Genomic DNA, 23,989 nt, shown 5'->3' on the forward strand with positions numbered 1-23,989 from the left:
TAATACCCTTCACAGAAATGCAGGTGAATGAACGGGTGAGAACCGGACTAATTTTCAGTATGCTTGTTTTGCTTTGCCTGATTTTGGCCAGCTGTCAGAAGCAAGCCAGTCAGACGGTATATATTGATTTTACCGACAAAGAGATACAGTTGGAACCCCTTCAGGCTAATGAAAGTATGCGTAAGCCCATTCGCATAGCATTGGCTTCGGTAATTTCGGCAAAGGACACTATCGGTTATTACCGCAAGATAGCCGATTATGTTGCTTCTCAGCTGGATGTTCCGGTGATTCTGGTTCAGCGTAATACCTATGAAGAGGTTAATCAGCTGATGGCTAATGGGGCAGTTGATATTGCATTTTCTTCAACTGGAGCCTATGGTGCCTATCGCGGGCTGACCGATGTAGAGATTCTGGCTATGCAGCAGTACCAAGGAAACTCGCTGTATAATACGTATGTAATTGTCAATAAGGGCAGTAATATTGAGAGTATGGAGGATCTTCGCGGCAAAAGCTTCGCTTTTACCGATCCCTTAAGTTTCTCCGGACATTTATCGGTCATACAGTATCTAAAAAATCACAAGGAATTACCTGAACGGTATTTCAATCGCTTTTTTTATACGTATAATCATGATAAATCGATTTGGGCAGTTGCCAATAATCTCGCAGACGGCGCGAGTATAGATAGTATGATTTATGACTATGCCCAGGAAAAAACGCCTGATTTGGTCAGGCAGATTCGCATTATTGCTACAATCGGGTCAGCACCGACAGGACCGATTATTATGAGGAAGAACTTAAGCTCTGAAATGAAAGCACAGCTGCGGGGGATTTTTCTAAATATGGAGAACTCACCTGAGGCCCAAAAAGGCATGCAGGGGCTGCTTATTGACCGCTTCGTCGTGCCCCAGCCGAATTTATATGAACCGCTGCGTAATCTGTATAACCGGGTGGACGAACTATGATTAGGCGGTTGTCACATTTAGGAATCTACTCTCAGGTCAACGGCGTAATTGTAGGTCTGCTGCTGCTATTGGGGATGCTGATTTGGCTGCTGGTTCAGTATGCTATGGTTGAGTTTTTAGGGCATCAGATGGAAAAACGAGGCGTAGATATTGGAAAATATATAGCTATATTAAGTGCAAATGACATCGTACTTGATAATCATTATGCCCTCTATGAAAGAATCAGCAATACCCGCAATAATACGGAAGATGTTCGGTACATCCTTATTACGGATTCTCTGGGCAATATCGTGGTTCATACTTTTTCCGATGGACTGCCGAAGAAACTGACGGTGCTTGCGGCGGAGGTTCTTGCTCCCGGTGAGCCTTACCGCATTAACCGGTACGACAGCAATGAAGGCGCTATTCATGAAGCTGCCGTACCAATTGAAAATGGCGATATTGGCTATGTGCGCGTCGGCATGTCCGATAAGCACATGCAGCAATTCCTTACCCGTAAAAATACCGAAATTTTTACAGGCATCCTCCTGATGGCTCTGGCTGCAGCAATTGCAGCTACAGGGCTTACGACGGTCATTATCAGACCGATACGCAGGCTGGCTGCGGCGGTAGCGCAAATTCGCCAGGGGAATTTGCCTGAACATATTGCAGTCAAAGGAAATGATGAAGTCGGCTTACTGACTAGTGCCTTTAATGAGATGGTTGATGACCTTAAGCAAAAGCAGCGAGAAAACGATCATTTGCTGGAAGAATTACGCTTAAAAGAGGCAATCCGGGCGGAACTGATTAGTAAATTATTTACGATTCAGGAAGAAGAGCGAAAACGGATCGCCCGGGAATTGCATGATGAAGCGGGACAATCGCTGACATCGCTCCTTGCCTATTTGAAAGTGCTAGCCTCACGGTCCACTGATCAGAAACAACAGCAAATAGTGGAGACCGTGCGGGATCTGGCGGTCGGTTTACTGGCTGAAATGAAAAATATGGCGCTTGAACTCAGGCCGCCGGTGTTAGATGATCATGGTATTGTCGCCGCTATGGAGCGCCACTGCCGCAATTTTTCCTCGCAGTACAAGATTCCGGTTTGTTTCTCAACCGATATTGATAAGCTGATTGTGACGAACGATGTGTCGCTGGCGTTATATCGCATCTTACAGGAAAGTTTAACGAATATAGCAAAACATGCAAAGGCTCGTTCGGTATCTGTGAAGGTAATGGAGGAGTTAAATACAGTTGCCCTAATGGTTACTGATGATGGAATTGGCATTGCATCGCACCTATTAGCGGTCAGTTATGAAAACAAAAAGCTAGGTCTGTACGGAATGCGGGAGCGAGCGGAACTATTGGGAGGAACGTTTGCTATTCAGCCGGGCCAGGCAGGCGGTACTGTTATCACAGTTCAATTGCCCAAGTAATGGAGTGAAATTTATGGCAAAATATCGTATTATTCTTGTCGACGACCATCCGGCGCTTCGGGCGGGAGTCAAATTTTTGCTGGAAAGCGATGCTTCCTGTGAGGTAGTCGGGGAAGCAACGGATGGGCGGCAGGCTTTGCAACTGGTTGAGCAAATTGCTGCTGATGTTCTTATTCTCGACTTATCTTTGCCCCATATGTCTGGCATAGAATGCATCAGAGAACTTAAAAGCCGAAATGCAAAGATTAAAATTGTTGTGTTTACTATGCATAGTGATGAGCGTTATGTTAAGGAAGCGATGCAAGCGGGGGCTAATGCTTATGTGGAGAAGCAGGCGGTTGATACGGAGCTGATTACTGCCGTTAAAACTGCTGCAGGAGGGCAAATTTATCTTAACCCGGAAAAATCGCAAATGCTGTTGGCTGCTTTGCTTGCTGCACCGCAAAAGCCGGAAGAAGAAAAAAATCCTTACATTATTTTAAGCGCCCGCGAGCGAGAGGTACTAAAATTAATTGCCCGTGGCTATTCGCTAAGCGAAATCGGTGAGCAGCTTGCGCTTAGCGTCAAAACGGTAGAGACCTATAAATCACGGCTAATGCAAAAATTGGAGTTTGTCAAAAAGAGCGAACTTATCGAGTATGCAGTTAAATATGGCTTGCTGCCAATTGTGAACACGTAGGAAAAATCCCTACGTGTTTTTATTATTTTCTGCGGCCTTTTCTTACAGCTTGATGGTGTATTTCCCTGCTATCGCAGGATAAGTAAACGTGGGATAATTCTGATAAATAAAGGCAGATATTTTGATAATTATCTCATGCCTGTTGTTCACTTGAAAGGAGGCTAGAATTCCGGCATTTCTATTCATATTCTAAGGAGGAATCCAATTGACAACCTTACCTGTGACCCCTAGTACCGCCGTTGTGAAAATGACCAATATCCGCTGGCGGATTATGTTTCTGGTTTTTGTTATTCTTACACTTAATTATTTAGACCGGGTTAATATTTCAATTGCCGCACCGCTTATCCAAAAAGAATTCGGCTTTTCTCCTGTACAGCTGGGAGTCATTTTCAGTGCTTTTACCTGGGGAAATGTTCTGGGCCAGCTGCCTGGCGGCGCGCTCTCCTCGATGTTCGGCGCCAAACGAATGTATGTTATTGCAATTATCTGCTGGTCGGCTCTTCTGGCGGCTACCAGTCTGGCAACAAGCGTAACCGCTTTTGTTATTTTCCGTGTTGTGTTTGGCTTTTTTGAAGGTATGTGCTGGCCGGTAGCCTCAACAGTAGGAGCAACCTGGTTTCCTAAGTCAGAGCGCTCACGGGCCATGTCGCTGCAAGCTAATGGCATGGTGGTTGGTCTGGCGATTGCTCCGCCATTTGTTACGTATTTTATGATGCAGTATGGGTGGAGGGGCGCATTCTTAGTTTCTGCAGGATTATCCCTCGTCTGGCTGATTTTTTGGATGTATACCATGAGTGACCGCCCGGAGCGGCATCCGGATGTTAATGCTGCGGAATTGAAGCATATTGCAGAAGGACAAGTGGTTAGCTCCGAGGAAGCAGGTAATGAGCAGCCACTCTCGTTCATGGAAGCAATTAAAGTAGTAATTAAAAAACCGTCTCTGTATGCAGCCTGTTTATCGAATGGAGCACTTGTATGGACTTTATATACTTATACCAGCTGGCTGCCGCTCTACTTACAACATGAACGGGGCTTCACAATTACCAAAACAGGTTTTGTCGCCATGCTGCCCTTTTTGTTTTCGATGATTACCATTCCTTGTGGCGGAATCGTATCAGATTGGCTGTATAAGAAGACAGGCAATCTGAAACTGGCTAAAAATCTGCCAATTATGTCCGGATTGTTTGCCGGCGGCATTATGATGATACCGGCGGCGTTAGCCGAAGATCCAATGACAGGCGTCTTCCTCTTATCAATCGGATATTCTCTGATCATGTTTATCCTTGGTCCCCAATGGGCGATTCCGCCTGATGTGGGCGGTAAAAAAGCTGCAGGCTACGCTTGTGCGCTTGTACAAATTATCAGTCACATTCCCGGCATCATTGCGCCTATTTTTATGGGGTATATTGTCCAGGCAACAGGACATTATACAGCCGGTGTTGTTACAGCCGGTGTTGTTGCTATGCTTGGGGCCCTTGTGTTCCCCCTTCTGTATCGTGGTGAAAAGGATCATTACCGTGAACCGCAAAAGGTGTGCAGTCTAAAACTATAAGCATAAAATAAGGAGAGAATGCACACCGGAGTACTCCTTGCTCCCCGTGCTGTATATGCAGGAAACTTGGTGTTCAATCAGGTGAGGAGGGATTATATGGTTCTTATGGAGGCAAATACGGCTCCTAAGTCGACAAAAGATGTAACAAGGCTGCTTTTCGAGGCTGCCGTAGCATCGGCAGTATTGACCTCGCTCGCCTGGCTCAACAACTGTTTACGATAAGTTACTGAGCCTGTCGCGGCAAAGACTGCTAAGCCGTCAGGCAGGTACAGGCGGGGGATCGATATGATGATAGATGATGTGACTATGCTGACTAGGCTTGTGCTAGCAGTCGTTCTAGGCGGTATTATCGGCTTCGAGCGGCAGCACAGGGGGAAAACCGCAGGATTGAGAACCCATATCCTGGTGTGCTTGGGTTCTTGCCTGACGGCAGTGCTTTCGGTAAATATGTATGCTGCCGTACAAGGCTTAACCAATGCTGATCCAGCCAGACTTGGCGCGCAGGTGATCAGCGGCATCGGCTTTTTAGGGGCAGGCGCGATTATGAAGGAAGGGCCTACGGTTAAAGGACTGACTACGGCTGCCAGTCTATGGGTCGTAGCTACTGTCGGCCTGGCAACTGGGGTAGGCGCGCTGACCAGTGCGGTTGCTACGACTGTATTAATTGCAATTGTCCTGGAAGTTTTTCCGATCATTGATCGGCGAAATTCCTGTCGTGTACCTTCTTTGGTGCAGTTGTCAATCAGATCGCAGGATTTTCCCGGTCAAATTGGCCGTGTCGGCTCCTGCCTCCGGGCTCTGGGGGTCGATATACTGCAGATCCAAATTGAGGAGTGCGAAAAGGGGATCATCCTGATTCCGCTGACGATTCAATTGCCGGAAACACAGAAGCTGGAGCAGATTATGGCGGCATTGACAAAAATTGAAGGTGTACTTGGGATTATGTAAAAAAAGAGGCGGTTAACCGTCTCTTTTTTATATTATTAGATGATAATTATTATTTTGAAATAATATTGGAATTTCAATGAAAATATGATAGTATGTAGTAAATAATAACAATTATCGGAGGTGTGGGCTATGTTAGCCAATCCGAAGAATAATGAAAAAATAATAGTAGGAGTAGTAAGCCTGTTTATGGCTTTTATATTAGGCAGCTATGCGCAGTTTGTTTTGCAAATTGGCTTCTCGTACCCAGCGATGATTTGGGAAGAGCTTGCCAGTGGGATCTTAGGGTCCGTGCTCGTGGGAATTTTTGTGTTTTTTCGCAATAGAAGGCGTGATTGAGCATAAAATTACCTGTAAACGCTAATACTACCTGTGCGAAAGGGGCGAGATAGATAGTGAAGAATGGACTGGAATTAAAATCGTATACGCTCCTGCCTGAGGAAATTGAAGCGATGTTGCTGGCTGATTTTGGTGATAAGCTTCAACCGGTGGACAGTGGAAAGCTAGCAAAGCACCGGCAGCAGCAAGCAAATCTTGCTGCAAGCAAACTGCGGTTTCACAAACCTAAGCGCACAGAAGAAGTGGAAGTACCTGAAGCCTCTGAAGTTATGGAAACAATGGAGGATGTGCAGCAGGAAGGGCCGGAAGTTCCATGAAGGAGGGCATACCGTCAGGTAGCCCTTCTTTTTCGTTTCACGGTAGTCATTTATCAATACTATACTTTGTGATAAACTAATGCTATTCAAAAATAAATAAAAAATACTACATAATGAGGTGAAGGTAATGGCAGTATCTGACGGCGGAGCAATGGTGGTTTTTAGTGGTGGCCAAGACAGCACTACCTGTCTTTTCTGGGCATTGGAACGATTTAAGCATGTAGAAGCGGTTACGTTTAATTATAACCAGCGCCACAGTCTGGAAATTGATTGTGCCCGGACTATAGCAAGTGATCTAAATATAGCGCACACGATACTGGATATGTCGCTGTTAAATCAATTAACTGCCAATGCACTAACCCGGCCGGCAATGGCAATTACGCCGGGAGAGCAGGGCAACTTACCATCTACTTTCGTAGACGGCAGAAATTTGTTGTTTATGTCGTTTGCCGCAATCTTAGCGAAGCAAAAAGGCCTGCACCATATCGTTACCGGTGTATGTGAAACTGATTTCAGCGGATATCCTGACTGCAGAGACGTATTTATTAAGTCGTTGAATGTTACGATTGACTTGGCCATGGAATATCCATTTGTTATTCATACTCCGTTAATGTGGCTTAATAAAGCACAGACCTGGGAGTTAGCTGATCAAATGGGACGGCTGGATTATATCCGGACAAAGACGTTAACCTGCTATGATGGGGTTATGGGAGAAGGCTGCGGCCAGTGTCCAGCCTGTAAGCTGCGCAATAACGGTTTAGCTCAGTATCAGCAGGAGAAGCAATAAGGAAGGCATAAGCTCGAGGCCAATCTTGCTAAAGGACTCGAGCTTATGCCTTTTATATGGTTAGAATAACTCTGAGTGCTTACCTTCTGCCGACTGGTTTTTGGCGGTGTTTTTGGCAACGGCAGACTGAGGCGAGAGGGCTGTGGTGACACCGGAACTCTCCAATTCAGCTGTTATACCATCCTCGGTACCGGCTACGAAAACCTGCTCATCATAGTTACTCATGCCCTATTCCTCCTGTCCGGCGGCGTGATGATTAATATATTCAAGTGCGGAATGCAATCCGTCAGAGTCGCTGGCAACGGAATCTTTCATCTGCGCTGGCTCCGGGTTATTAGCACTGTAGCCGACTTCCTGATTGGCCTTGAGCGCTTCACTATTGATTTGGGGCTTCTCAGGATGCGTACCTTTTTGCATAAAATCCACCTCCTTGCGATAGTTTTTCCGATTGGCTATTTGGCAATACAAAAAGTCTAGTGGCAATTAAAGGAGTTTTTTAGAAAAAATGTATAAAGAAAGTTGACTTTTACGGGAATTTTTTCTAAACTAATAGTAATATTCCTAATTAGTTATATTCGCAAGGAGGATTTCATGTTCCGTAAAATAGTGCTGTTAATTACTCTGTTATTCATTAGTCTGCTGCTAACCGCTGGGTGCGGTGGTAAAGGCAAGCCTGCTCCCACTTCGACTGCCGGTGATAAAATAAAGGTTGTAGCAACCATTTATCCTGTGTATGAATTTGCTAAGCAAGTGGGCGGTGATAAAATTGATCTGGTGATGCTTATTCCGCCTGGTGCTGAACCCCATGAATGGGAGCCCACGGCCAAAGATCTGATTACCATAAAAAGCGCAAAAGTCTTTTTGTACAATGGTGCAGGATTTGAGCCTGTCGATAAATTGCTGCACAAGGAAGTTTTAGGTAATGCGGCTGCTATTGAAGTTTCCAAAGGAATTCCGCTTATTAGCGGTATTGAGGATAACGATGAGGATGATGAGCATGAGGGGCATGACCACGATAAGCAACACGCCGGCCATCAGCATGTGGTTGATCCTCATGTGTGGCTTGACCCTGAATATGCTAAAGTGGAAGTGAACAATATTGCTCAGGCACTCAGTCAGGTTGATCCTGCAAACAGCGAATATTACCGCGTGAATGCTGAAAAGTATAATGCAGAGCTGACTAAGCTGCATGGAGAGTTTCAAAGTGGTCTTGCCGGCGCAGTAAGAAAGGAAATTGTTACAACTCATGCTGCTTTTCAATATTTAGCAAAAAGGTATAAACTCCAGCAGACCCCCATTATGGGATTGTCTCCCGATGCTGAGCCTACGCCGGATAAGATGGCTTCGATTGTGAGATTTTGCCGGGAAAAGCAAGTTACGACTATTTTCTTTGAAACCTTAGTTAGTCCCAAACTGGCAGAAACGATTGCTAAGGAAACCGGAGCTAAGCTTTTGGTACTAAATCCAATAGACGGTCTTACGGAAGATGATTTAAAACAAGGGAAAAATTATTTATCTATGATGCGGCAGAATCTGGCGAATTTAAAACAGGCAGTAAACTAGTAACTAAAGCGCAACGTTATGTTGCGCTTTTCTTATCTTAGCAGAAAGTATAGTGTTTACTTAGAGAGAAAAGAGCAGCAAATAATTTGTAAAAAAAATACAAAAATTCCTGTATTAGTAATAGGAGAATGCATTGACGTGTAGAATGTAATAAAAGTTAAAATATTCCATATATTCGACAAAAAGCATGATAGCAAAGAATACTGGAGGTAAGCTGTGCAGGAAATAGCGATTGGGGCGTTACGGCCAGGCATGCGGCTGGCGCAGCAAATACATAGCCCTGACGATAAAATGAGCTTGGGGCAGGGGACGGTATTAACGGAATTATGGATTCGGAAATTGAAAGAATGGGGGCGAAACAGCGTTCGGATTGCCTGCGCCCTCCCACAAACGGACCAAGGATTTGGAGAGCTGGATGCTCTGCTTCACCAGGTATTTGAATTTGCCGGTTCTGAGCAGGGGAGTTCGCATATAAAAAGCAGCCATTCGCAATATGATGAATTTCAAGAAGTCTGCCAATCGGTTGAAAATCAGCTCAGGCGTATCTATTTCCTGGCCCGCTGTGGACGACCGATTCCACTATCGGAGCTGGAGCAGCTGGCAAAGCAGAGGCTCTATCCGCTGCTGGATAAAAAAGAGACGTTTTTGTATATTCATGCTGCCGGCCGTGCAGATGCCTATCTATATCGCCATGCAATCGATGTAGCGCTGCTGGCGGGCTTGTTAGGGCGCTGGCTGGGGTATGCGCAAACTGAGGTGCGCAGCCTGGTTTATGCCGGTTTACTCCTTGATATAGGTAAAGCAAAAGTGGCTTTTGAAATTATTGCGAAATCAGGTCCGCTGACACTGGAGGAAATGGAACTGTCCAAAAACCATGTGCGGTATAGCTTGCAATTGCTGGTGGACAATAGGTACGTTGAAAAGCCGGTACTTGATGGTATTTTACAGCATCATGAGCGCATTGATGGCTTGGGATATCCCTTAGGATTGGATGAAAAAACGATTTCTCCCTTTGCCAGGCTGCTGGCAGTTGCTGATGTTTATGATGCATTGATCAGTGATCGTTACTACAAACAGGGTATTTCCCCGTTTGCTGCCCTGTATACAATGTTGTATGAAATGAGCGGACATTTTGATTCTCATGTGTTTGGCACATTTATTGACCGCATGCGGCAGTCTCTTACCGGTGCTAAGGTTTTATTGTCTAACGGTGCCTCTGGGAAAATATCTTTTTTTGAGTGTTTTCCTAATTTACAGCCTGTTGTTGGGCTGGAAGATGGAACAACACTGGATTTGTCAAGTCGGGCCGATATATCCATTGCTAGAATTATAGTAACTTAGCATGGAATAAGTACTATTTTCTTCATTTTCCTATTGCACTTTCCCCTAGTTATGATACAATCGTAACGTGCCTTTTCGGGGCAACTTTAGTTAAGGCGGGTGAAGGGCTTGCAAAACCACTTCAAATTATCCGAAGCAGCAGTTCAATTTTTAGCTCAAAAATATGGAACTCCTTTGCTTGTTCTGTCAACAGAGCAAGTACGCCAAAATTACCAGTTTCTCACCGAACACCTGCCCGGCGTAAATGTCTATTATGCCGTGAAGGCCAATCCTGACGAGCGCCTGATTGATGAGCTGGTGCAATTAGGAAGTTTCTTTGACGTTGCCTCCGACGGTGAAATGTTGGCTTTAGCTGCTAAAGGAATTGCTGGCGACCGAATGGTGTACGCCAATCCGATAAAAACAGCCAATGGACTACAAGTAGCTAATAAGGTCGGAGTTCATAAATTTACCTACGACAGTGAGAGCGAAATTTATAAAATGGCTAAAGCGGTTCCCGGCGGCTCGGTACTCCTGAGAGTAAGGGTGGACAATCCTAAAGCGCATGTGGACTTGAATAAAAAATTCGGCTGCTCTACTGATGAGGCATTGCGGCTGCTGTTCTTAGCACGTGAACAAGGTTTGGATGTCGCGGGGTTATGTTTTCATGTCGGCAGTCAGTCTAAAAGTGCAACACCCTATCTGGAAGCAATAGCAGGCTGCCGCATGTTATTTGATCAAGCTGCTCAAGCAGGACTTGATTTAAGAATTCTCGATATCGGCGGTGGCTTCCCGATTCCAGAGATTGATGATGATTTTGATTGTGAAGCTATGCTGCGTGAAATCAGTACCGCGCTGCAAGAGTATTTCCCCAATACGGAAATTTGGTGCGAACCGGGTCGTTTTATTTGTGGTACAACAGTAAATCTTATAACCCGGGTTATCGGTACACAGCAGCGCAACAGCCAACAGTGGTATTTCCTGGATGAAGGATTGTACGGAACATTTTCAGGGGTTATTTTTGATCATTGGGACTTTGAATTAGAATCCTTTAAGTCAGGCAAAAAAATCCCGGCGACATTTGCCGGTCCCAGCTGTGATTCGCTGGATATTATGTTCCGCGATAAAATGACTCCTCCGCTTAATGTGGATGACCTTATCCTGGTGCCGATCTGTGGAGCCTATACCTCTGCTTCGGCAACGGTATTTAACGGTTTTGCAAAAGCACCGCGGGTTGTGTGGGAAGATGTAGCAGCTGAATTGGACGAGACGGCAGCAACGGTATTGCCTGATGCTGTTTAAGCAATCTTGAAAAGGTGCGTGAAAACGCACCTTTTTTTCCTGCAAAAAAAGGAGATACTATTTTTGGCGCGAATGTAAATATTTAAATTATTTCCTGCATAGCTACATAAATATGAAAATAATTTTCCGCACTCGACAAGGAGGATACAATATGCAATTGTCTGATATTGGTTTGATTGGGCTAGCCGTAATGGGCGAGAATCTTGTTCTTAATATGGCTGGCAAGGGATTTTCTGTGGCGGTTTATAATCGTACGGTAAGTAAAGTGGATGAATTTGTTACGACTAAAGGGAAGGGGCTGCCTATTGCCGGAGCTCATTCCCCGCAGCAGCTGGTCAGTATGCTGACTGCTCCCCGTAAAATTGTGCTGATGGTCAAGGCTGGTAAAGCAGTCGATGATATGATTGCCGAACTGCTTCCTTATCTGGAGCAAGGTGATATTTTAATCGATGGCGGTAATTCCTTTTTTGAAGATACCCGCCGGCGCAATCAAGAGTTAACCGCAAAGGGAATCCGCTTTATCGGTATGGGGGTTTCCGGCGGTGAAGAAGGCGCATTGAAAGGACCGAGTCTGATGCCGGGCAGCGACCGGTCTGCTTATGAAGAAACGGCCCCTATTTTTACCCGGATTGCTGCGCAGGTAGCCGATGGGCCTTGTTGTGCTTACGTTGGTCCTGACGGAGCCGGGCATTACGTAAAAATGGTTCATAATGGCATTGAATATGGTGATATGCAGCTTATCAGCGAAGCATATTATATTATGAAAACAGCCTTGCAGCTTACTGCGGATGAATTGCATGAGGTGTTTAGTGATTGGAATAAAGGGGAACTCGATTCCTACTTAATTGAAATTACCCGTGATATATTTACGCAGATTGATGAAGTGACAGGTCAGCCGCTTGTTGAGCTGATTCTCGATAAAGCCGGTCAAAAAGGAACCGGGAAATGGACTTCGCAAAGCGCCTTGGATTTAGGTGTTGCCACGCCAACTATTACGGAAGCGGTATTTGCCCGCTGCATGTCTGCTTACAAAGCAGAACGTGTTGCGGCCTCCACTATATTGGCGGGACCTGACGCAACGTTTTCCGGTGACAGGCGGGCATTTATCGAGGCAATCCGCGATGCATTGTATGCCTCGAAGATTTGCTCCTATGCTCAAGGCTTTGCCCTCTTAAAGGCTGCCAGCGAAGAGTACGGCTGGAATTTGAACTATGGTGATATGGCGCTGCTATGGCGCGGCGGTTGTATCATTAGGGCCCGTTTCCTGGATCGCATAAAAGAAGCTTTTACTGCCAATAAAGATTTGCCAAACTTAATGATTGACCCCTACTTCAGTGCCACTTTAGCCGGTGTGCAAAATAACTGGCGCCTGGTAGTTAAGACCTGCAAGGAACTCGGAATTCCTACCCCGGCCTTCAGCGCGTCCTTAGATTATTATGACAGCTATCGGCGGGCTGTTTTACCGGCTAACCTGATACAGGCTCAGCGTGACTATTTTGGTGCTCATACCTATGAGCGCATCGATCAACCAGGAACTTTTCACACAGAATGGGGTAAATAATTTCTACAACCGTTTTGGCGGCAGTCGTACAGACTGCCGTTTTTTTATTCTCCATCAAGGTTCTATAGGAATTCTTACCGGATATAGCGAATAGGTCTACAGCAGGCAAGCTTAAGAATTGAGGGGTCATGATGAGAAAACAATATCGTTCTTTAGCTGGGCAGGCAGGGCTGCCTCCGGGAACTTTACTGCATGTTGGGAGCAAACGTTCAGAACGAACTGTAGTTTCACTGCTGCGTTATAATGAGCAAGAGGTAATAGAGCAAGACCATGTTTCGCTTGAGGCGCTGCCTGCCGCAAACCAAGATGATGTTACCTGGCTTCATGTAACCGGACTCAGCCACATCGAAGTTATTGAGCGTATCGGCCAATTGTTTGCCATTCATCCGCTGACTTTGGAGGATATTCTAAATACAAATCAGCGGCCTAAGCTGGAAGACTATGGTGATTATGTTTATATAACGCTTAAAATGATGGTATATGAGCAGGGGCAGCAGGGTATTGCCGCCGAGAACATGAATATCGTGGTAGGTAATGGGTTTGTCGTATCCTTTCAGGAGACCAGTCAGCCGATATTCAAACCAGTACAGGAAAGAATCAAAAGCGGCAAAAGTCGATTTCGAAAGTATGGTGCCGACTATCTTGCTTATGCTTTAGTCGATATGATTATTGACCATTATTTTATTCTGCTGGAACAGCTGGGAGAGCGGGTAGAAGGACTGGAGGAGGAGCTGGTAACAAAGCCTGATGCCAAACTGCTGCCTGCCATTCACAACCTCAAAATGGAATTACTTTATCTGAGGCGTTCCGTATGGCCTCTCCGAGAAGTAATTGCCCAGTTGGAGCGAGGCGATTCAGTGCTGTTTAAGGACCATACCCTGTTGTATATACGGGATATTTATGATCATACCGTTCAGGTCATTGAGACTGTGGAGACCTATCGCGATATGACTTCAAGCATGCTGGAAATCTACTTATCAAGCATCAGCAACAAGATGAATGAAGTAATTAAAATGCTAACGGTAATTTCCACTATATTTATGCCGCTCACATTTTTGGCCGGGCTCTATGGCATGAATTTTAAATATATGCCTGAGTTGGAATGGCGTTATGGGTATCCGGCAGTTTTACTTCTCATGACGGTAATTGGCGTTATCATGTACCGGTATTTTAATGGTAAGAAGTGGATCTAAGTGCAGGTAAACGGCGCAAAACAGCGAATGAGATTACAACCTATTTATTGGCATTGATTTGCAAGCAAGGAGCAGCGTAGTGAATAAAACATTTGATACAAAGGCACTTGATCAGATAATTAAACAAACCATCGCTGCCGTAGAGCGGGGCAAATCGCAGATATTTGAGATATATGAAGCCGCCCGGGGCGAGATGGACAATATCGCCAAAGATGTGTATGCAATAAAACAGCAGGCAGCTGTAATTATATGTAAGGTCGATGAACTGGAGCGTAAAGAACGCCGTTCTCGGCTGCGCTTGATGGAAGTAAGCCGCAACTTCCATATCTATAGTGAGCAGGATGTAAAAACTGCTTATGAAGAAGCCAGCCAACTGCAGGTGGAACTTGCGGTGGCCCGGGAGCAGGAACAAAATATGAGGCGTCAACGCAATGATTTGGAACAGCGTTTAAAAGTACTTAAGGAAACTGTAGCCAAGGCGGAAAGTCTCGCTACTTTAGTCGGGTCAGCTCTTACCGTTATGGGAACACAGATGGAGAATGTACTTGTGCATGTTGAGTCTATGCAGCAGCGGCAGCTATTTGGCGCGAAAATTATTAAAGCACAAGAAGAGGAGCGAAAACGAGTTGCCCGTGAAATTCATGACGGCCCGGCGCAGACAATGGCTAATATTGTGTTTAGGGCAGAAGTTTGTGAAAGGCTGATAGAATCTGATTTGTCCCGTTCTAAGACGGAACTGCGGGATTTACGCGAGCAGGTGCGGTGCTGTATAAAAGAAGTACGTAAAATTATTTTTGACCTCCGGCCAATGACACTGGATGACCTAGGCTTAGTTCCGACTATTCGCCGGACGTTAGACACCTTACGGGATCGCACAGGAATGAATGTTGATTTGCGCGTCATTGGGGAAGAGAAACGCTTGGATTCACATGTGGAAATTAGTTTTTTCCGCATCATACAAGAAGCCTTGACGAATGTAGAGAAACATGCCAGAGCCTCATCAGTGATTGTCCGCATTGAATTTATGGATAAAACTGCCTCAGCTATTATTGAAGATAATGGAATCGGTTTTGATACCGCTGCTAATGTAGGTGGTGAAAGCTTCGGCTTAATGGGAATGTGGGAACGGATGAGCTTGCTAAATGGCGAAATCAATTTAAACTCGAAAAAAGGACAGGGAACGAGACTTGTAGTTAAGGTTCCGCTGTAGTTTAAAGCGATGTCAGCATTGCAGAAATAACCGGCAACAGCCGGTTATTTTTATTTTGTAGACAAAATTTCGTGCATGGCCAGCCTATGGCAGGGAATTAAAAGAAAACGGCGAATTTTGTTGATTTTGTGATGTTTACTGTAGTGAGTCGGTAAGGAGCGGTCCTAATGACGAATAAGGTAAAAAAACGGTATGAATTACAGATCATGCTTTTTCTGGTTTTGGTGAGTGGACTTATTGCACTTACCCTATGTGACATAGGCTCAAAAGAGGACCATCGTTTCTTGGACAACGGCTGGGAATATTCCTGGGGGGACCGTCCGCCGGAAACTGCAGGCAGTGATGGGCAATGGCAGCCGCTGAAGGCATTTACAGAACCGCCCGAACGTAATGGGCAGAATTTTTTATGGCTGCGAATTGTATTGCCGTCAGAGCCGGTAAAAAATCCAATCATCCTGGCTAAATTCGTACAGCAGACTTTTGAAGTGTATTTGGATGGAAAGCTGCAATACAATTATGGAATCTTGCCCGCGCCTGCAGGCGAAAGATTCCGGCCCTGGCTGCCTTTGCATTTTATTGGGCTGCCTGATGAAGCTGCTGGTAAAATGGTGTATTTTCGCATTTCCTCTGATGCTCCCGCCATTGGCATTAAGGGCGTGGTTGAATATGGACCGACGCATGGCCTGTTTCGCTATAAAAATATGCTGGATTTACTAAAAATCAGCTCAGCTGCGCTACTATTTTTTTCCGGAGTGTTTGTTCTTGGCTTATACCTATTTTCCCGGCGGGATACCATCTATTTTACTTTTGCCGGCAATGCCATACTTAGTGCTGGAGTAGTTTTCAGCAGTACCTATAATAGTTTTCTCATCTATCCTAATGCTGACTTCTGGAATTACTTTATTTTTTGCAGTGTGTTAGGGTGGAAAATATTTTGGTTTCAATTTTTCGTCTATATTGTTGAAGAACGGTATAACCGGGCAGTGCAAATAATCTCCTGGACAATATCAGGAGTTTTCTGCCTGTTTATCCTAGCAGCCTTTGTTAATCCGCTTTGGATTGAAACTATTTTATTATTGCATACCGTAATTAGCGTGACTTGCTTTCTGCTTATTCTGTATTTTTGCCGCAATCAAATATTTTATGGGCAAGAGGTTCAGTTTTATGCAATTGGCACAGCTGTCTGGCTTATTACCAATACACTTGATACCCTAAGTATTTTGGGAGTGATATATACACCGGCTTTTATATCCTGGGTGGGACAGTTCGCCGAGGTTGCCGGTTTAGCCAGTGTTTTACTGCTCAGATATGCGGCTATACAGAATCGAATGAATGAGTATTCTCAGGACCTTGAAGAGTTTAATCAGGACTTGGAGAACATCGTCAATGAGCGGACACTTGATTTATCCATTCAGAATGCCTGTCTGGAGCAGCTTTTTGATAATTCGCCGGATGCCATGGTTATGCTGAATTTGAACTACCAAGTTACGAAGGCGAATTCGTCGTTTGAACTGTTATTCGGCTATAGTGAGCAAGAGGTACTTGGCAAAGAATTACGCACTTTACTGCAAATTCCGGGTACTGTCAGCGTGGAAGAGCATATATTTGATACGAGCCGTATGGCACAAGATATACATTTGGAGACAATACGGTTTCACAAAACCGGTAATCCCATTACGGTCGCGTTAACAGCCTATCCTTTTATCACCGAAACGAATCAAGTTGGCGTTTATGCTGTTTACCGGGATATTTCCGACCGGGTTTTATCAGAGCGTATTCTCAGAGATAGCGAAAGACGCTATCGTTTATTGGCGGAAAACATGGAAGAGGGTATTTGGCTGCTAGATTTTGACCGGCATTTGCTTTATATAAGCCCATCATTAAAAAAAATCATGCGATCAAGCCTGGAAGGGTATTTGAAGAAGTTGCGGCAAGAACTGGTTAGTCCTCAGCTCGATGCTGCCATTCATGAAGTCATAAACAGTTATTACAAGGGAGAAGAAATTCAGGTTCCGGTGTTGCTGGAAGAAGAAATTGGTAACTCTGCCCACAATAGTATCTGGGTTGAAACTTCCATCACAATTGCCTATGATGATAAAAAAGAAATCCTGGGTCTCCTGGGAATTACCCGGGACATCACCAGTCGAAAACGAACAGAAAGATTGCTGGCTTATTCGTACGAGCGGCATAGGAGAAGTCAGTTTTTTGCGGATATATCGGAAGGTGTGTTGTCTGCTGAAACTGAAATATATGCGCGGGCACGACAATTGCGTATTAATCTTCCGGCTCAATTTGCCCTGTATTTTTGTCTGGTTGAAGACTTTCAACACCCGGCAAGTATGGAACAAAGGGATGTTCTGCTGGATGAAGTTGCGAATTTTGTTAGTCAGCAATATGCGGCAGAAGCCTGGAGTATGGCCGACGGCATTGGTATATTGTTCAATTTGGAATGTATTGACGGTGGAAAAATGTCGGTGATGCAGCATGCAGCGGATTGTTTACAATTGCTGCAAGCCGAATTTGCGGGTAAGCTGTTTAGGATCGGTGTTGCTGATTATGCCGATTCGGTGCAGACGTTTTCCCGTCGGCTGCAGCATGCCCGTACTGCAGCCAGAATCGGCAGGCAGAGAAGTGCCGGCAGTATCGTTCAACATTATGAAGAATGCGGAATTTATGAGATATTTGATTATTTTTCCGGTTTGGAAGAGGCGGAAACATTCGTAGCCAGGACACTTCAACCGCTCATGGCATATGATCAGGCTAATCATACCGAGTTGGTAGATACGCTGGAGAAACTCTTATCGGGTAACAATTTGAAAGATCTTGCAGAAAGTTTATTTGTTCATTACAAAACCCTTGCATCCCGAAAGCAGCGAATTGAAAAAGTGCTGCAAGTTTCGCTGGATTCAGCGGAAGACAGGATGAGACTGGGGGCAGCACTGCAAATTAGAAAAATGCTGATGGCGAGAAAAGGCGCCCAGTAAGAACGCAAAGCAAAAAGGATTTGGCATAAGCCAGATCCTTTTTTGGCTTTATTGGGAATTTCGCAGTCAAACGGGCAAGCCTTGAAAAGCGGGGCTTTCTGGACTGCCTATATCCCCAAGGATAACGAAACACCCTCTTTAGGGGTGCAGCATTATCCCTAGGGATAATGGTTAAGGATGAAAGATATTGTTATAATTTGTTATTAAAAGTAAGTAAAGCAGCGAACCCATAAGAAAGGAGCGAGGATATATTACTAAAAATAATAATAAAATAAGAACTTTGACAACACCACTCCTTCTGAAGGAATCAGAGGCGTTCTTCTATGAGATACTCTTCAACACACACGATGCACTGATTGTTGTTGATATAAACACCCAACGAGTCGTTTACGTGAATGGAGCATGTGAAAAAATGTACGGCTACATGCAGGATGAACTGTTAGGCATGCCAATTACCCTGTTTTGTGCTGTGAATGAAGATATGTTGACAAATTACTTTTTAAAGGTAGCCAGAACCTATCCCCGCGATTATTATTCAAAAGCCAAGCACATACATAAGAATGGCAATTTATTTGCTGTAAAAATAATTTCTAAGATTATATTAATGAATAACAGGCGTTATGTCCTGGCGCAAGTGAAGGATATTACGCGACATCAAGAAAAGAAAATTCAACTCAAAAAGTTACTATATAGATTAAGCTGCCGGGCTTATCGTGATTATCTTACCGGTACGTATAACCGCCATTACTTGTTTGACGTCTATTTGGGGCGAATAACTAAACTCAACATTGGTTTGTTGCTGCTGGATATTGATGATTTTAAGCAAATCAACGATTGCTATGGACACCAAGCGGGTGATTTGGTGCTAATTGAAGTGGGGTATCTTATTCATAGGCATATCCGGCCAGGGGACAGGGTAATTCGGTTTGGCGGCGATGAGTTTCTGATTATTCTGCCTGATCGGTCTGAGACAGAAGTAACGTTGGCCGCTCAAACAATCCGGAATTGTATTTCTAGCTGGAAGTTTTGTCATGGGGAACAGAAAATGAACTGCTCTGTCAGTATTGGGTCGGCTATTGGCAGGTTAGAGCATGCCGGGCAAATGGATGAAATGATTAAGCAGGCAGACAGTAAATTGTATAGCTGCAAGCGGGCAGGCAAATGTTCACATGAATAGCCGCAAAGTAGTATGTGGATATGTGTGGTGTATTTGATGAAAGTTTTCGTAGTAAGGCGGCCTGTCTTTAACAGGAATGAAAAGGTCGTTGCTTATAAACTACTCTTCCGGGCGGGACCTGCGTCAGCTTATGATGCTGCAGAAGCTGAGGAGGATGTAATTCGCATACTTGCTAAAACTAAGCAAGTATTTATTCAGTTTCCACTAGCTATGCTGAAAATGGAAGATTTTATTACGTACCTGCCTCGGCAGACGGTGATTGTGGAAATAGCAGATGCTGCTGAAAAAGATAGTGGGATTGTGGAGATCTGCCAAAAGCTAAAGCGTCAGGGATATGCGATAGCGCTTACTGCAGGTGAATTTTTCAATAACTTATCAGAACTAAATAATCTAGTTGATGTTGTTAAAGTCAATTTTTTGGAAAATGACTGCGACGAACGGCAATGGATAGCACGGCATATGAAAAATACACAAATTAGGCTTATGGCAGAAAAAGTAGAAACACGACAGGACTTTGCACAGGCGGCTGCTTTAGGCTACATCTATATACAAGGTGGTTTTTTCTGCGAACTTAAAGAGAGCAGTATTTTGGATTTGACGGAGAGGCGGCAGTATTTACGGATCCTGCAAGACATTTATCAGCCCGGTTTTTCTTATAAAAGAATGGAAGAGACCGTCACAGGCAATGATACCTTTTCTTCGCAGCTGCTGAAATATGCTAATCGGGCTCGGTTAGACGTTCATGCCCGTATTCATTCCATTAAACATGCTTTGATTATTCTAGGAAAAAAAGAGGTCGAAAAATGGCTATCCATTCTTATTCTCCAGGAAATGAGCCGCAATATTACTGATGAAATTCTTCTTATCTTACTTACACGAGCAAGATTTGGTGAATTGCTGGTAGAGCAAACGAACTTTCCGCACTATGCCCGGGATGCATTTGTTCTAGGGTTATTTTCTTTATTGGACTGCATATTACAGCTCTCGTGGGATGAGATATTGATAGAATTTCCGTTGCCATTGGACGTCAAAAATGCATTATTGGGAAGGGATAATCAAATTAGCGTATTTTATTATTTGGTGGTGTCTTATGAAAACGGGCGCTGGAACCAATTTTCGTATTATACGGAGAAGGGCCAGGTTAACGAGGCCGCGGTACATGACGTTTACTTGCAAGCTCTGCAATGGGCGGAAGAGTCTTTAACAATGTTACACAGTTGATGAGGAGGAGGACCTATGCAAGGGAGATCCTTGTTAAGCTCAAGGCAGTTTCAGGAAAAACACCGGGATTTAGTAATGACACTACGAAATGTATTCCAAAAGACAAGATATTCCGGACACGTTCCTATGCCGGAGGTAGAGGGCTTAGTTACAGGGGTTGAGGAACTAATCTATACAGTAGGCGTGCTCAATCAAATAAAAAAGATTGTGATTAATAAAGAAGATTATACCTTTCGCCATTCCATTAATGTGGCAATCGTAGCCGGTTTGATGGGGAAATGGCTGGGCTTGGCCGAAGGGATTATTCAACAGCTAGTTCTTGCCGGCATACTGCACGATATTGGAAAAACGCAAGTTCCCTTATCAATCCTAAATAAACCTGGTGAGCTTAGCTTGACTGAAATGAATGATATGAAAAAGCACTCTGTGCTGGGATATCAATTGCTGCAAGAATATAAAGAAGTTCCTCAAATGGTTAAACTTTGGATTCTGCAGCATCATGAAAGGCTGGACGGCAGCGGGTATCCGGATGCCCGAGCTGGCGGCCAGATCAGCTATCATGCTCAAATGATTGCCGTCGCTGATATCTATGATGCAATGACCTCTAACCGCGTGTACCGCAATGCCACCACCCCCTTTAGGGTGATTGAGGAGCTGTGTGCGGAAATGTTTGGTAAACTGGACCCTTACGTTTGTACTACGTTTCTGAATAAACTCTATGAGTCGCTGATTGGCAATTCCGTACGATTAAATAACGGGACTGAGGGAACTATTATCCATATAGACTGCATAAGAGGCACGAAACCACTTATTAAAACATCACAAGGGGATTGTATTGACCTGGAAAAAATAAAACAGCTTCAGATAGTAGAAGTCTATAGTATTTGAGGACTAGAAGATTACAAAAAGAGGGCGCGCAAAATGCTTAATGAAAAGCAAATGCGACGCCCTCACTTCTTTGTATAAACGATATCTAGGGAAAGAATGTTTTAAAGTTAATTGATTTGACGCATTTAACAAACGCATTTACGACATTTGTTTCTATGGCCGTATTTTGATAAATCATCCAAGTCTGCCGTAAAATAGGCTTGCCAGCCTTATCGGTTATGATGTATTTATACAAATTATCGCTTTCATTGACGAGAATATCAGGGAGAAAGGCATAGCCAAGGCCATTTAAAATCATTTCTTTACAGATATCAACCCGGTCGACATTCATGCTGATTAATGGCGGCACAGGATAAGTTTCGCGCCACCAATTGTCGATTAAGGCTTGAATTGTAGGGTCAGTCTGGTAATCAATGCGCGGCAGCTGCGGGAGATCCATAATGTCAAAAGGTTCTTTAGAGGCTATGCATATCGCCTCGTCAAAGAGTAAATGTTTTTCACCATTCCAACCGGAGGCACCGCGAATAAAGCCAACCTGGATATCCTGTTTATAGAGTAAACTGAAAATATCTTTGCTTCTTGTTGTAGTAACTTTAAATTCAACGTTAGGATAATTATTTTTAAAAACTTTTAAAAGACCAGGAAGACGATGCTTGGTAAAAACGTGCGCCGATCCCAGGCGCAGCGTACCGGTAACTGCATCTTCCATATTTAATAGATCATCTTTTAATTGGCGAAATTGTACCAGCATGGCATCCGCTGCTTTGGCCAGATATTCTCCCTGAGGTGTGAAGTGGACACCTTTGCTGGCTCGCTGGACAATCGTAACGCCGAATTCTTCTTCCATATGACGCAAGCGGTGAGTAATGGCAGGTTGGGATAGAAACAATGTTTGGGCTGCTTTGGTTATATTTTTCGTATGAAACAGAACCTTTAAAATTAGCCAGTCTTGAGTTTCCATATTGATCATCTGCCTGCTTTCATTGGTGTTATTCTATTTTGTTATGGCTGAATATTCAAAGCCATTATTTTTTATATTTGACAATTTACTATAAAATAATTTTAGAAGAATTATGATTGAGTGTCAAATGTAGCTGGCCTATATTGGAATGGAGAAAAAGTATGAATAAGCTTAGTGCAATGAGAATAGTAATCGAATGCTTAGAGCTCTTTTTACAAGAGCCCCGGGAAGTGGCCTTAAGAGATTTGGCATCGATGATGAACATAACGGAGTCGGCAATGATGCCGGTTGTTAAAGTCCTGGAAAACAAGGGCTATATAACGATTGATACCGATCATTCTATGATCCGCCCGGGGTATAAGACTAATTACGGGCCATTGGTTCCACAGGGGGGACAAAAAGGAGTAAATGAAACGACTCTCCTGAAAATCAAGGAAACCATTAGAAAAATTCCCGCTGATCTCGATTTTAGCTCCAGTGAATTTGCGGTACTGAGCGGGCTGTCGCGAGTCACAGCGCGACGGTATTTAGAATTCTTAGTTACGAATGGCATACTAAGCAAAGGAAATAAGCACGGAGAAGTAGGGCGGCCGATTAATAAATACAGGGTGATTGATAAACAAGTAAACCACGCATGAAGCTAATGCTTTAGACGTGGTTTACTTGTTTAGAGAGTATAAAAGTCGATGGGCTCCAGGAATTTAACAAAAGCTGTCACGGCATTGATATCCAGCAATTCCTTTTGATAAATCAACCAGGTTCTTCGAAGAATAGGATCATTATTTTTATTGGTAATTACTGTTTTATGTATAGCATCTGTATCATTTACGATCAAGCTAGGCATAATCGCAAAACCGTGACCGTTTAGCACCATATCCTTACAAGTATCAACACGGTCTACCTCCATACTGATTAACGGGGGGATTGTAAAATTCTCTCTCCACCAATTGTCAATTAATAATTGCGCAAATTCTTCCGAACGATAGCTGATCATCGGCAGGCGGGGGAGATCGCTGATTGCTATAGGATCAGTTGATGCGATACACATAGGCTCTTCGAAGAGTAGATGTCTTTCAGCTGGCCAAGGGTAATCACCACGAATGAACCCCAAGTGGGCATCTTGGTTATTAACTAGGTTTAATACCTCTTTGCTCCAGGTAGTGGTTACTTTGAACTCAATACGGGGATAGCTTGTTTTAAAGAGTTTTAAGAGGCGGGGGAGTTTGTACTTTGTTATATAATGTGAAGCGGCAATCCGTAAAGTTCCCTGTACATCTTCATGCATATTCATAAGATGATCTTTTATTTCTCTCATTCGTCCCAGCATTTCTGTAGAGCATTTGGCGAGATATTCGCCCTGAGGCGTAAAATGAATGCCTTTACCGGCACGGTAGACCAACTTAGTACCTAAGTTGGTCTCGATTTGGCGTAGACGTGCGGTAAGTGCAGGTTGTGAAATAAACAAAGCTTGTCCCGTTTTTGTTATATTCTTTTTTTCATAGAGAATATGAATAATGAGCCAGTCTCGTTCATCCAATAGATATTCCTCACTTTGTGTCCATATGAAATGATTACATGCTGACTATAGAATGGATTCGAGATTAGGTTATTAT

The 23,989-nt window shown here is 44.0% G+C and carries 24 protein-coding genes; 20 read left to right on the forward strand and 4 right to left on the reverse strand.

The genetic code is table 11. From position 1 onward, the window contains the following. Positions 1-35: 35 nt before the first annotated feature. From EV210_RS07110 to queC, 9 genes are all read left to right on the forward strand, one after another. Positions 36-962 (forward strand): substrate-binding domain-containing protein, encoded by a 927-nt coding sequence (locus EV210_RS07110; protein ID WP_243650463.1) that lies wholly within the window; start codon positions 36-38, stop codon positions 960-962. Further along, a complete protein-coding gene (locus tag EV210_RS07115; RefSeq protein WP_132077741.1) occupies positions 959-2,377 on the forward strand; it encodes a HAMP domain-containing sensor histidine kinase in 1,419 nt (472 codons plus the stop codon). The genes EV210_RS07110 and EV210_RS07115 overlap by 4 nt, the downstream gene beginning before the upstream one ends. 13 nt (positions 2,378-2,390) lie before the next feature. After that, positions 2,391-3,056 (forward strand): response regulator, encoded by a 666-nt coding sequence (locus tag EV210_RS07120; RefSeq protein WP_132077744.1) that lies wholly within the window; start codon positions 2,391-2,393, stop codon positions 3,054-3,056. A gap of 205 nt (positions 3,057-3,261) precedes the next feature. Then, on the forward strand, positions 3,262-4,608 hold the full coding sequence (locus tag EV210_RS07125) for an MFS transporter (RefSeq protein ID WP_132077747.1): 1,347 nt from the start codon (positions 3,262-3,264) through the stop codon (positions 4,606-4,608). A 96-nt stretch (positions 4,609-4,704) separates the two neighbouring features. Continuing rightward, positions 4,705-4,830 carry a hypothetical protein gene (locus tag EV210_RS23310; RefSeq protein ID WP_279388494.1) on the forward strand — a complete coding sequence of 42 codons (126 nt, stop codon included), beginning with the start codon at positions 4,705-4,707 and terminating at the stop codon, positions 4,828-4,830. 66 nt (positions 4,831-4,896) lie between these two features. Beyond that, positions 4,897-5,556: an MgtC/SapB family protein gene (locus EV210_RS07130; RefSeq protein ID WP_416333976.1), complete on the forward strand. Its 660-nt coding sequence runs from the start codon at positions 4,897-4,899 to the stop codon at positions 5,554-5,556. A gap of 129 nt (positions 5,557-5,685) precedes the next feature. Beyond that, positions 5,686-5,892 (forward strand): hypothetical protein, encoded by a 207-nt coding sequence (locus EV210_RS07135; protein WP_132077753.1) that lies wholly within the window; start codon positions 5,686-5,688, stop codon positions 5,890-5,892. A 56-nt stretch (positions 5,893-5,948) separates the two neighbouring features. Beyond that, entirely contained in the window at positions 5,949-6,209 is a 261-nt protein-coding gene (locus EV210_RS07140) for a hypothetical protein (RefSeq protein ID WP_132077756.1), read from the forward strand. Between the two features lie 127 nt (positions 6,210-6,336). Next, positions 6,337-6,996 carry a 7-cyano-7-deazaguanine synthase QueC gene (gene queC / locus EV210_RS07145; RefSeq protein ID WP_132077759.1) on the forward strand — a complete coding sequence of 220 codons (660 nt, stop codon included), beginning with the start codon at positions 6,337-6,339 and terminating at the stop codon, positions 6,994-6,996. A gap of 60 nt (positions 6,997-7,056) precedes the next feature. Here the strand turns inward: queC and EV210_RS22560 are convergent, their stop codons facing one another. Both EV210_RS22560 and EV210_RS07150 read right to left on the reverse strand, forming a co-directional pair. Further along, positions 7,057-7,221 (reverse strand): hypothetical protein, encoded by a 165-nt coding sequence (locus EV210_RS22560; protein ID WP_165898822.1) that lies wholly within the window; start codon positions 7,219-7,221, stop codon positions 7,057-7,059. 3 nt (positions 7,222-7,224) lie between these two features. Continuing rightward, entirely contained in the window at positions 7,225-7,413 is a 189-nt protein-coding gene (locus tag EV210_RS07150; protein ID WP_132077762.1) for a hypothetical protein, read from the reverse strand. 174 nt (positions 7,414-7,587) lie between these two features. Here EV210_RS07150 and EV210_RS07155 point away from each other — a divergent pair, with 174 nt between their 5' ends. The 10 genes from EV210_RS07155 to EV210_RS07200 all read left to right on the forward strand — a co-directional run bounded on the left by EV210_RS07155 (position 7,588) and on the right by EV210_RS07200 (position 21,415). Next, positions 7,588-8,559, forward strand: a complete 972-nt coding sequence (locus EV210_RS07155; RefSeq protein ID WP_132077765.1) for a metal ABC transporter substrate-binding protein — start codon at positions 7,588-7,590, stop codon at positions 8,557-8,559. A gap of 216 nt (positions 8,560-8,775) precedes the next feature. Then, positions 8,776-9,900, forward strand: a complete 1,125-nt coding sequence (locus tag EV210_RS07160) for an HD-GYP domain-containing protein (protein ID WP_132077768.1) — start codon at positions 8,776-8,778, stop codon at positions 9,898-9,900. Positions 9,901-10,008: 108 nt separating this feature from the next. Then, complete coding sequence (locus EV210_RS07165; RefSeq protein WP_132077771.1) at positions 10,009-11,181, forward strand: type III PLP-dependent enzyme; 1,173 nt, start codon at positions 10,009-10,011, stop codon at positions 11,179-11,181. Between the two features lie 151 nt (positions 11,182-11,332). Beyond that, a complete protein-coding gene (gndA, locus tag EV210_RS07170) occupies positions 11,333-12,742 on the forward strand; it encodes an NADP-dependent phosphogluconate dehydrogenase (RefSeq protein WP_132077773.1) in 1,410 nt (469 codons plus the stop codon). 128 nt (positions 12,743-12,870) lie between these two features. Next, entirely contained in the window at positions 12,871-13,935 is a 1,065-nt protein-coding gene (gene corA / locus EV210_RS07175; RefSeq protein WP_243650464.1) for a magnesium/cobalt transporter CorA, read from the forward strand. 79 nt (positions 13,936-14,014) lie between these two features. Then, the gene (locus EV210_RS07180) at positions 14,015-15,145 is read left to right on the forward strand and encodes a sensor histidine kinase (protein ID WP_132077776.1); all 1,131 of its coding nucleotides are present in this window, start codon (positions 14,015-14,017) and stop codon (positions 15,143-15,145) included. Positions 15,146-15,312: 167 nt separating this feature from the next. After that, positions 15,313-18,129 (forward strand): PAS domain S-box protein, encoded by a 2,817-nt coding sequence (locus EV210_RS07185; protein WP_132077779.1) that lies wholly within the window; start codon positions 15,313-15,315, stop codon positions 18,127-18,129. A 280-nt stretch (positions 18,130-18,409) separates the two neighbouring features. Then, positions 18,410-19,306, forward strand: a complete 897-nt coding sequence (locus EV210_RS07190; RefSeq protein WP_165898823.1) for a sensor domain-containing diguanylate cyclase — start codon at positions 18,410-18,412, stop codon at positions 19,304-19,306. A 36-nt stretch (positions 19,307-19,342) separates the two neighbouring features. Then, positions 19,343-20,527, forward strand: coding sequence for an EAL and HDOD domain-containing protein (locus EV210_RS07195; protein ID WP_165898824.1), 1,185 nt, complete (start codon positions 19,343-19,345; stop codon positions 20,525-20,527). A gap of 15 nt (positions 20,528-20,542) precedes the next feature. After that, positions 20,543-21,415 (forward strand): HD-GYP domain-containing protein, encoded by an 873-nt coding sequence (locus EV210_RS07200; RefSeq protein ID WP_132077788.1) that lies wholly within the window; start codon positions 20,543-20,545, stop codon positions 21,413-21,415. 85 nt (positions 21,416-21,500) lie between these two features. Here the strand turns inward: EV210_RS07200 and EV210_RS07205 are convergent, their stop codons facing one another. Continuing rightward, complete coding sequence (locus EV210_RS07205) at positions 21,501-22,376, reverse strand: LysR family transcriptional regulator (protein ID WP_132077791.1); 876 nt, start codon at positions 22,374-22,376, stop codon at positions 21,501-21,503. A 161-nt stretch (positions 22,377-22,537) separates the two neighbouring features. On the opposite strand from EV210_RS07205, the gene EV210_RS07210 reads away from it, so the two are divergent. Beyond that, positions 22,538-23,014 carry a hypothetical protein gene (locus tag EV210_RS07210; protein WP_132077794.1) on the forward strand — a complete coding sequence of 159 codons (477 nt, stop codon included), beginning with the start codon at positions 22,538-22,540 and terminating at the stop codon, positions 23,012-23,014. 29 nt (positions 23,015-23,043) lie between these two features. On the opposite strand, the gene EV210_RS07215 is transcribed toward EV210_RS07210, so the two are convergent. After that, complete coding sequence (locus tag EV210_RS07215) at positions 23,044-23,913, reverse strand: LysR family transcriptional regulator (RefSeq protein WP_132077796.1); 870 nt, start codon at positions 23,911-23,913, stop codon at positions 23,044-23,046. Positions 23,914-23,989: the final 76 nt, after the last annotated feature.

Origin of the sequence: Anaerospora hongkongensis, assembly GCF_004339805.1 — a bacterium.
In the GTDB taxonomy this organism is placed as follows: domain Bacteria; phylum Bacillota; class Negativicutes; order Sporomusales; family DSM-15969; genus Anaerospora; species Anaerospora hongkongensis.

Coding starts and splice junctions, on each gene's coding strand:
- EV210_RS07115 (WP_132077741.1), top strand. CDS start 959: ATGATTAGGCGGTTGTCACATTTAGGAATCTACTCTCAGGTCAACGGC.
- EV210_RS07120 (WP_132077744.1), top strand. CDS start 2,391: ATGGCAAAATATCGTATTATTCTTGTCGACGACCATCCGGCGCTTCGG.
- EV210_RS23310 (WP_279388494.1), top strand. CDS start 4,705: ATGGTTCTTATGGAGGCAAATACGGCTCCTAAGTCGACAAAAGATGTA.
- EV210_RS07130 (WP_416333976.1), top strand. CDS start 4,897: ATGATAGATGATGTGACTATGCTGACTAGGCTTGTGCTAGCAGTCGTT.
- EV210_RS07135 (WP_132077753.1), top strand. CDS start 5,686: ATGTTAGCCAATCCGAAGAATAATGAAAAAATAATAGTAGGAGTAGTA.
- queC (WP_132077759.1), top strand. CDS start 6,337: ATGGCAGTATCTGACGGCGGAGCAATGGTGGTTTTTAGTGGTGGCCAA.
- EV210_RS22560 (WP_165898822.1), bottom strand. CDS start 7,221: ATGAGTAACTATGATGAGCAGGTTTTCGTAGCCGGTACCGAGGATGGT.
- EV210_RS07150 (WP_132077762.1), bottom strand. CDS start 7,413: ATGCAAAAAGGTACGCATCCTGAGAAGCCCCAAATCAATAGTGAAGCG.
- EV210_RS07155 (WP_132077765.1), top strand. CDS start 7,588: ATGTTCCGTAAAATAGTGCTGTTAATTACTCTGTTATTCATTAGTCTG.
- gndA (WP_132077773.1), top strand. CDS start 11,333: ATGCAATTGTCTGATATTGGTTTGATTGGGCTAGCCGTAATGGGCGAG.
- corA (WP_243650464.1), top strand. CDS start 12,871: ATGATGAGAAAACAATATCGTTCTTTAGCTGGGCAGGCAGGGCTGCCT.
- EV210_RS07185 (WP_132077779.1), top strand. CDS start 15,313: ATGACGAATAAGGTAAAAAAACGGTATGAATTACAGATCATGCTTTTT.
- EV210_RS07195 (WP_165898824.1), top strand. CDS start 19,343: ATGAAAGTTTTCGTAGTAAGGCGGCCTGTCTTTAACAGGAATGAAAAG.
- EV210_RS07200 (WP_132077788.1), top strand. CDS start 20,543: ATGCAAGGGAGATCCTTGTTAAGCTCAAGGCAGTTTCAGGAAAAACAC.
- EV210_RS07205 (WP_132077791.1), bottom strand. CDS start 22,376: ATGGAAACTCAAGACTGGCTAATTTTAAAGGTTCTGTTTCATACGAAA.
- EV210_RS07210 (WP_132077794.1), top strand. CDS start 22,538: ATGAATAAGCTTAGTGCAATGAGAATAGTAATCGAATGCTTAGAGCTC.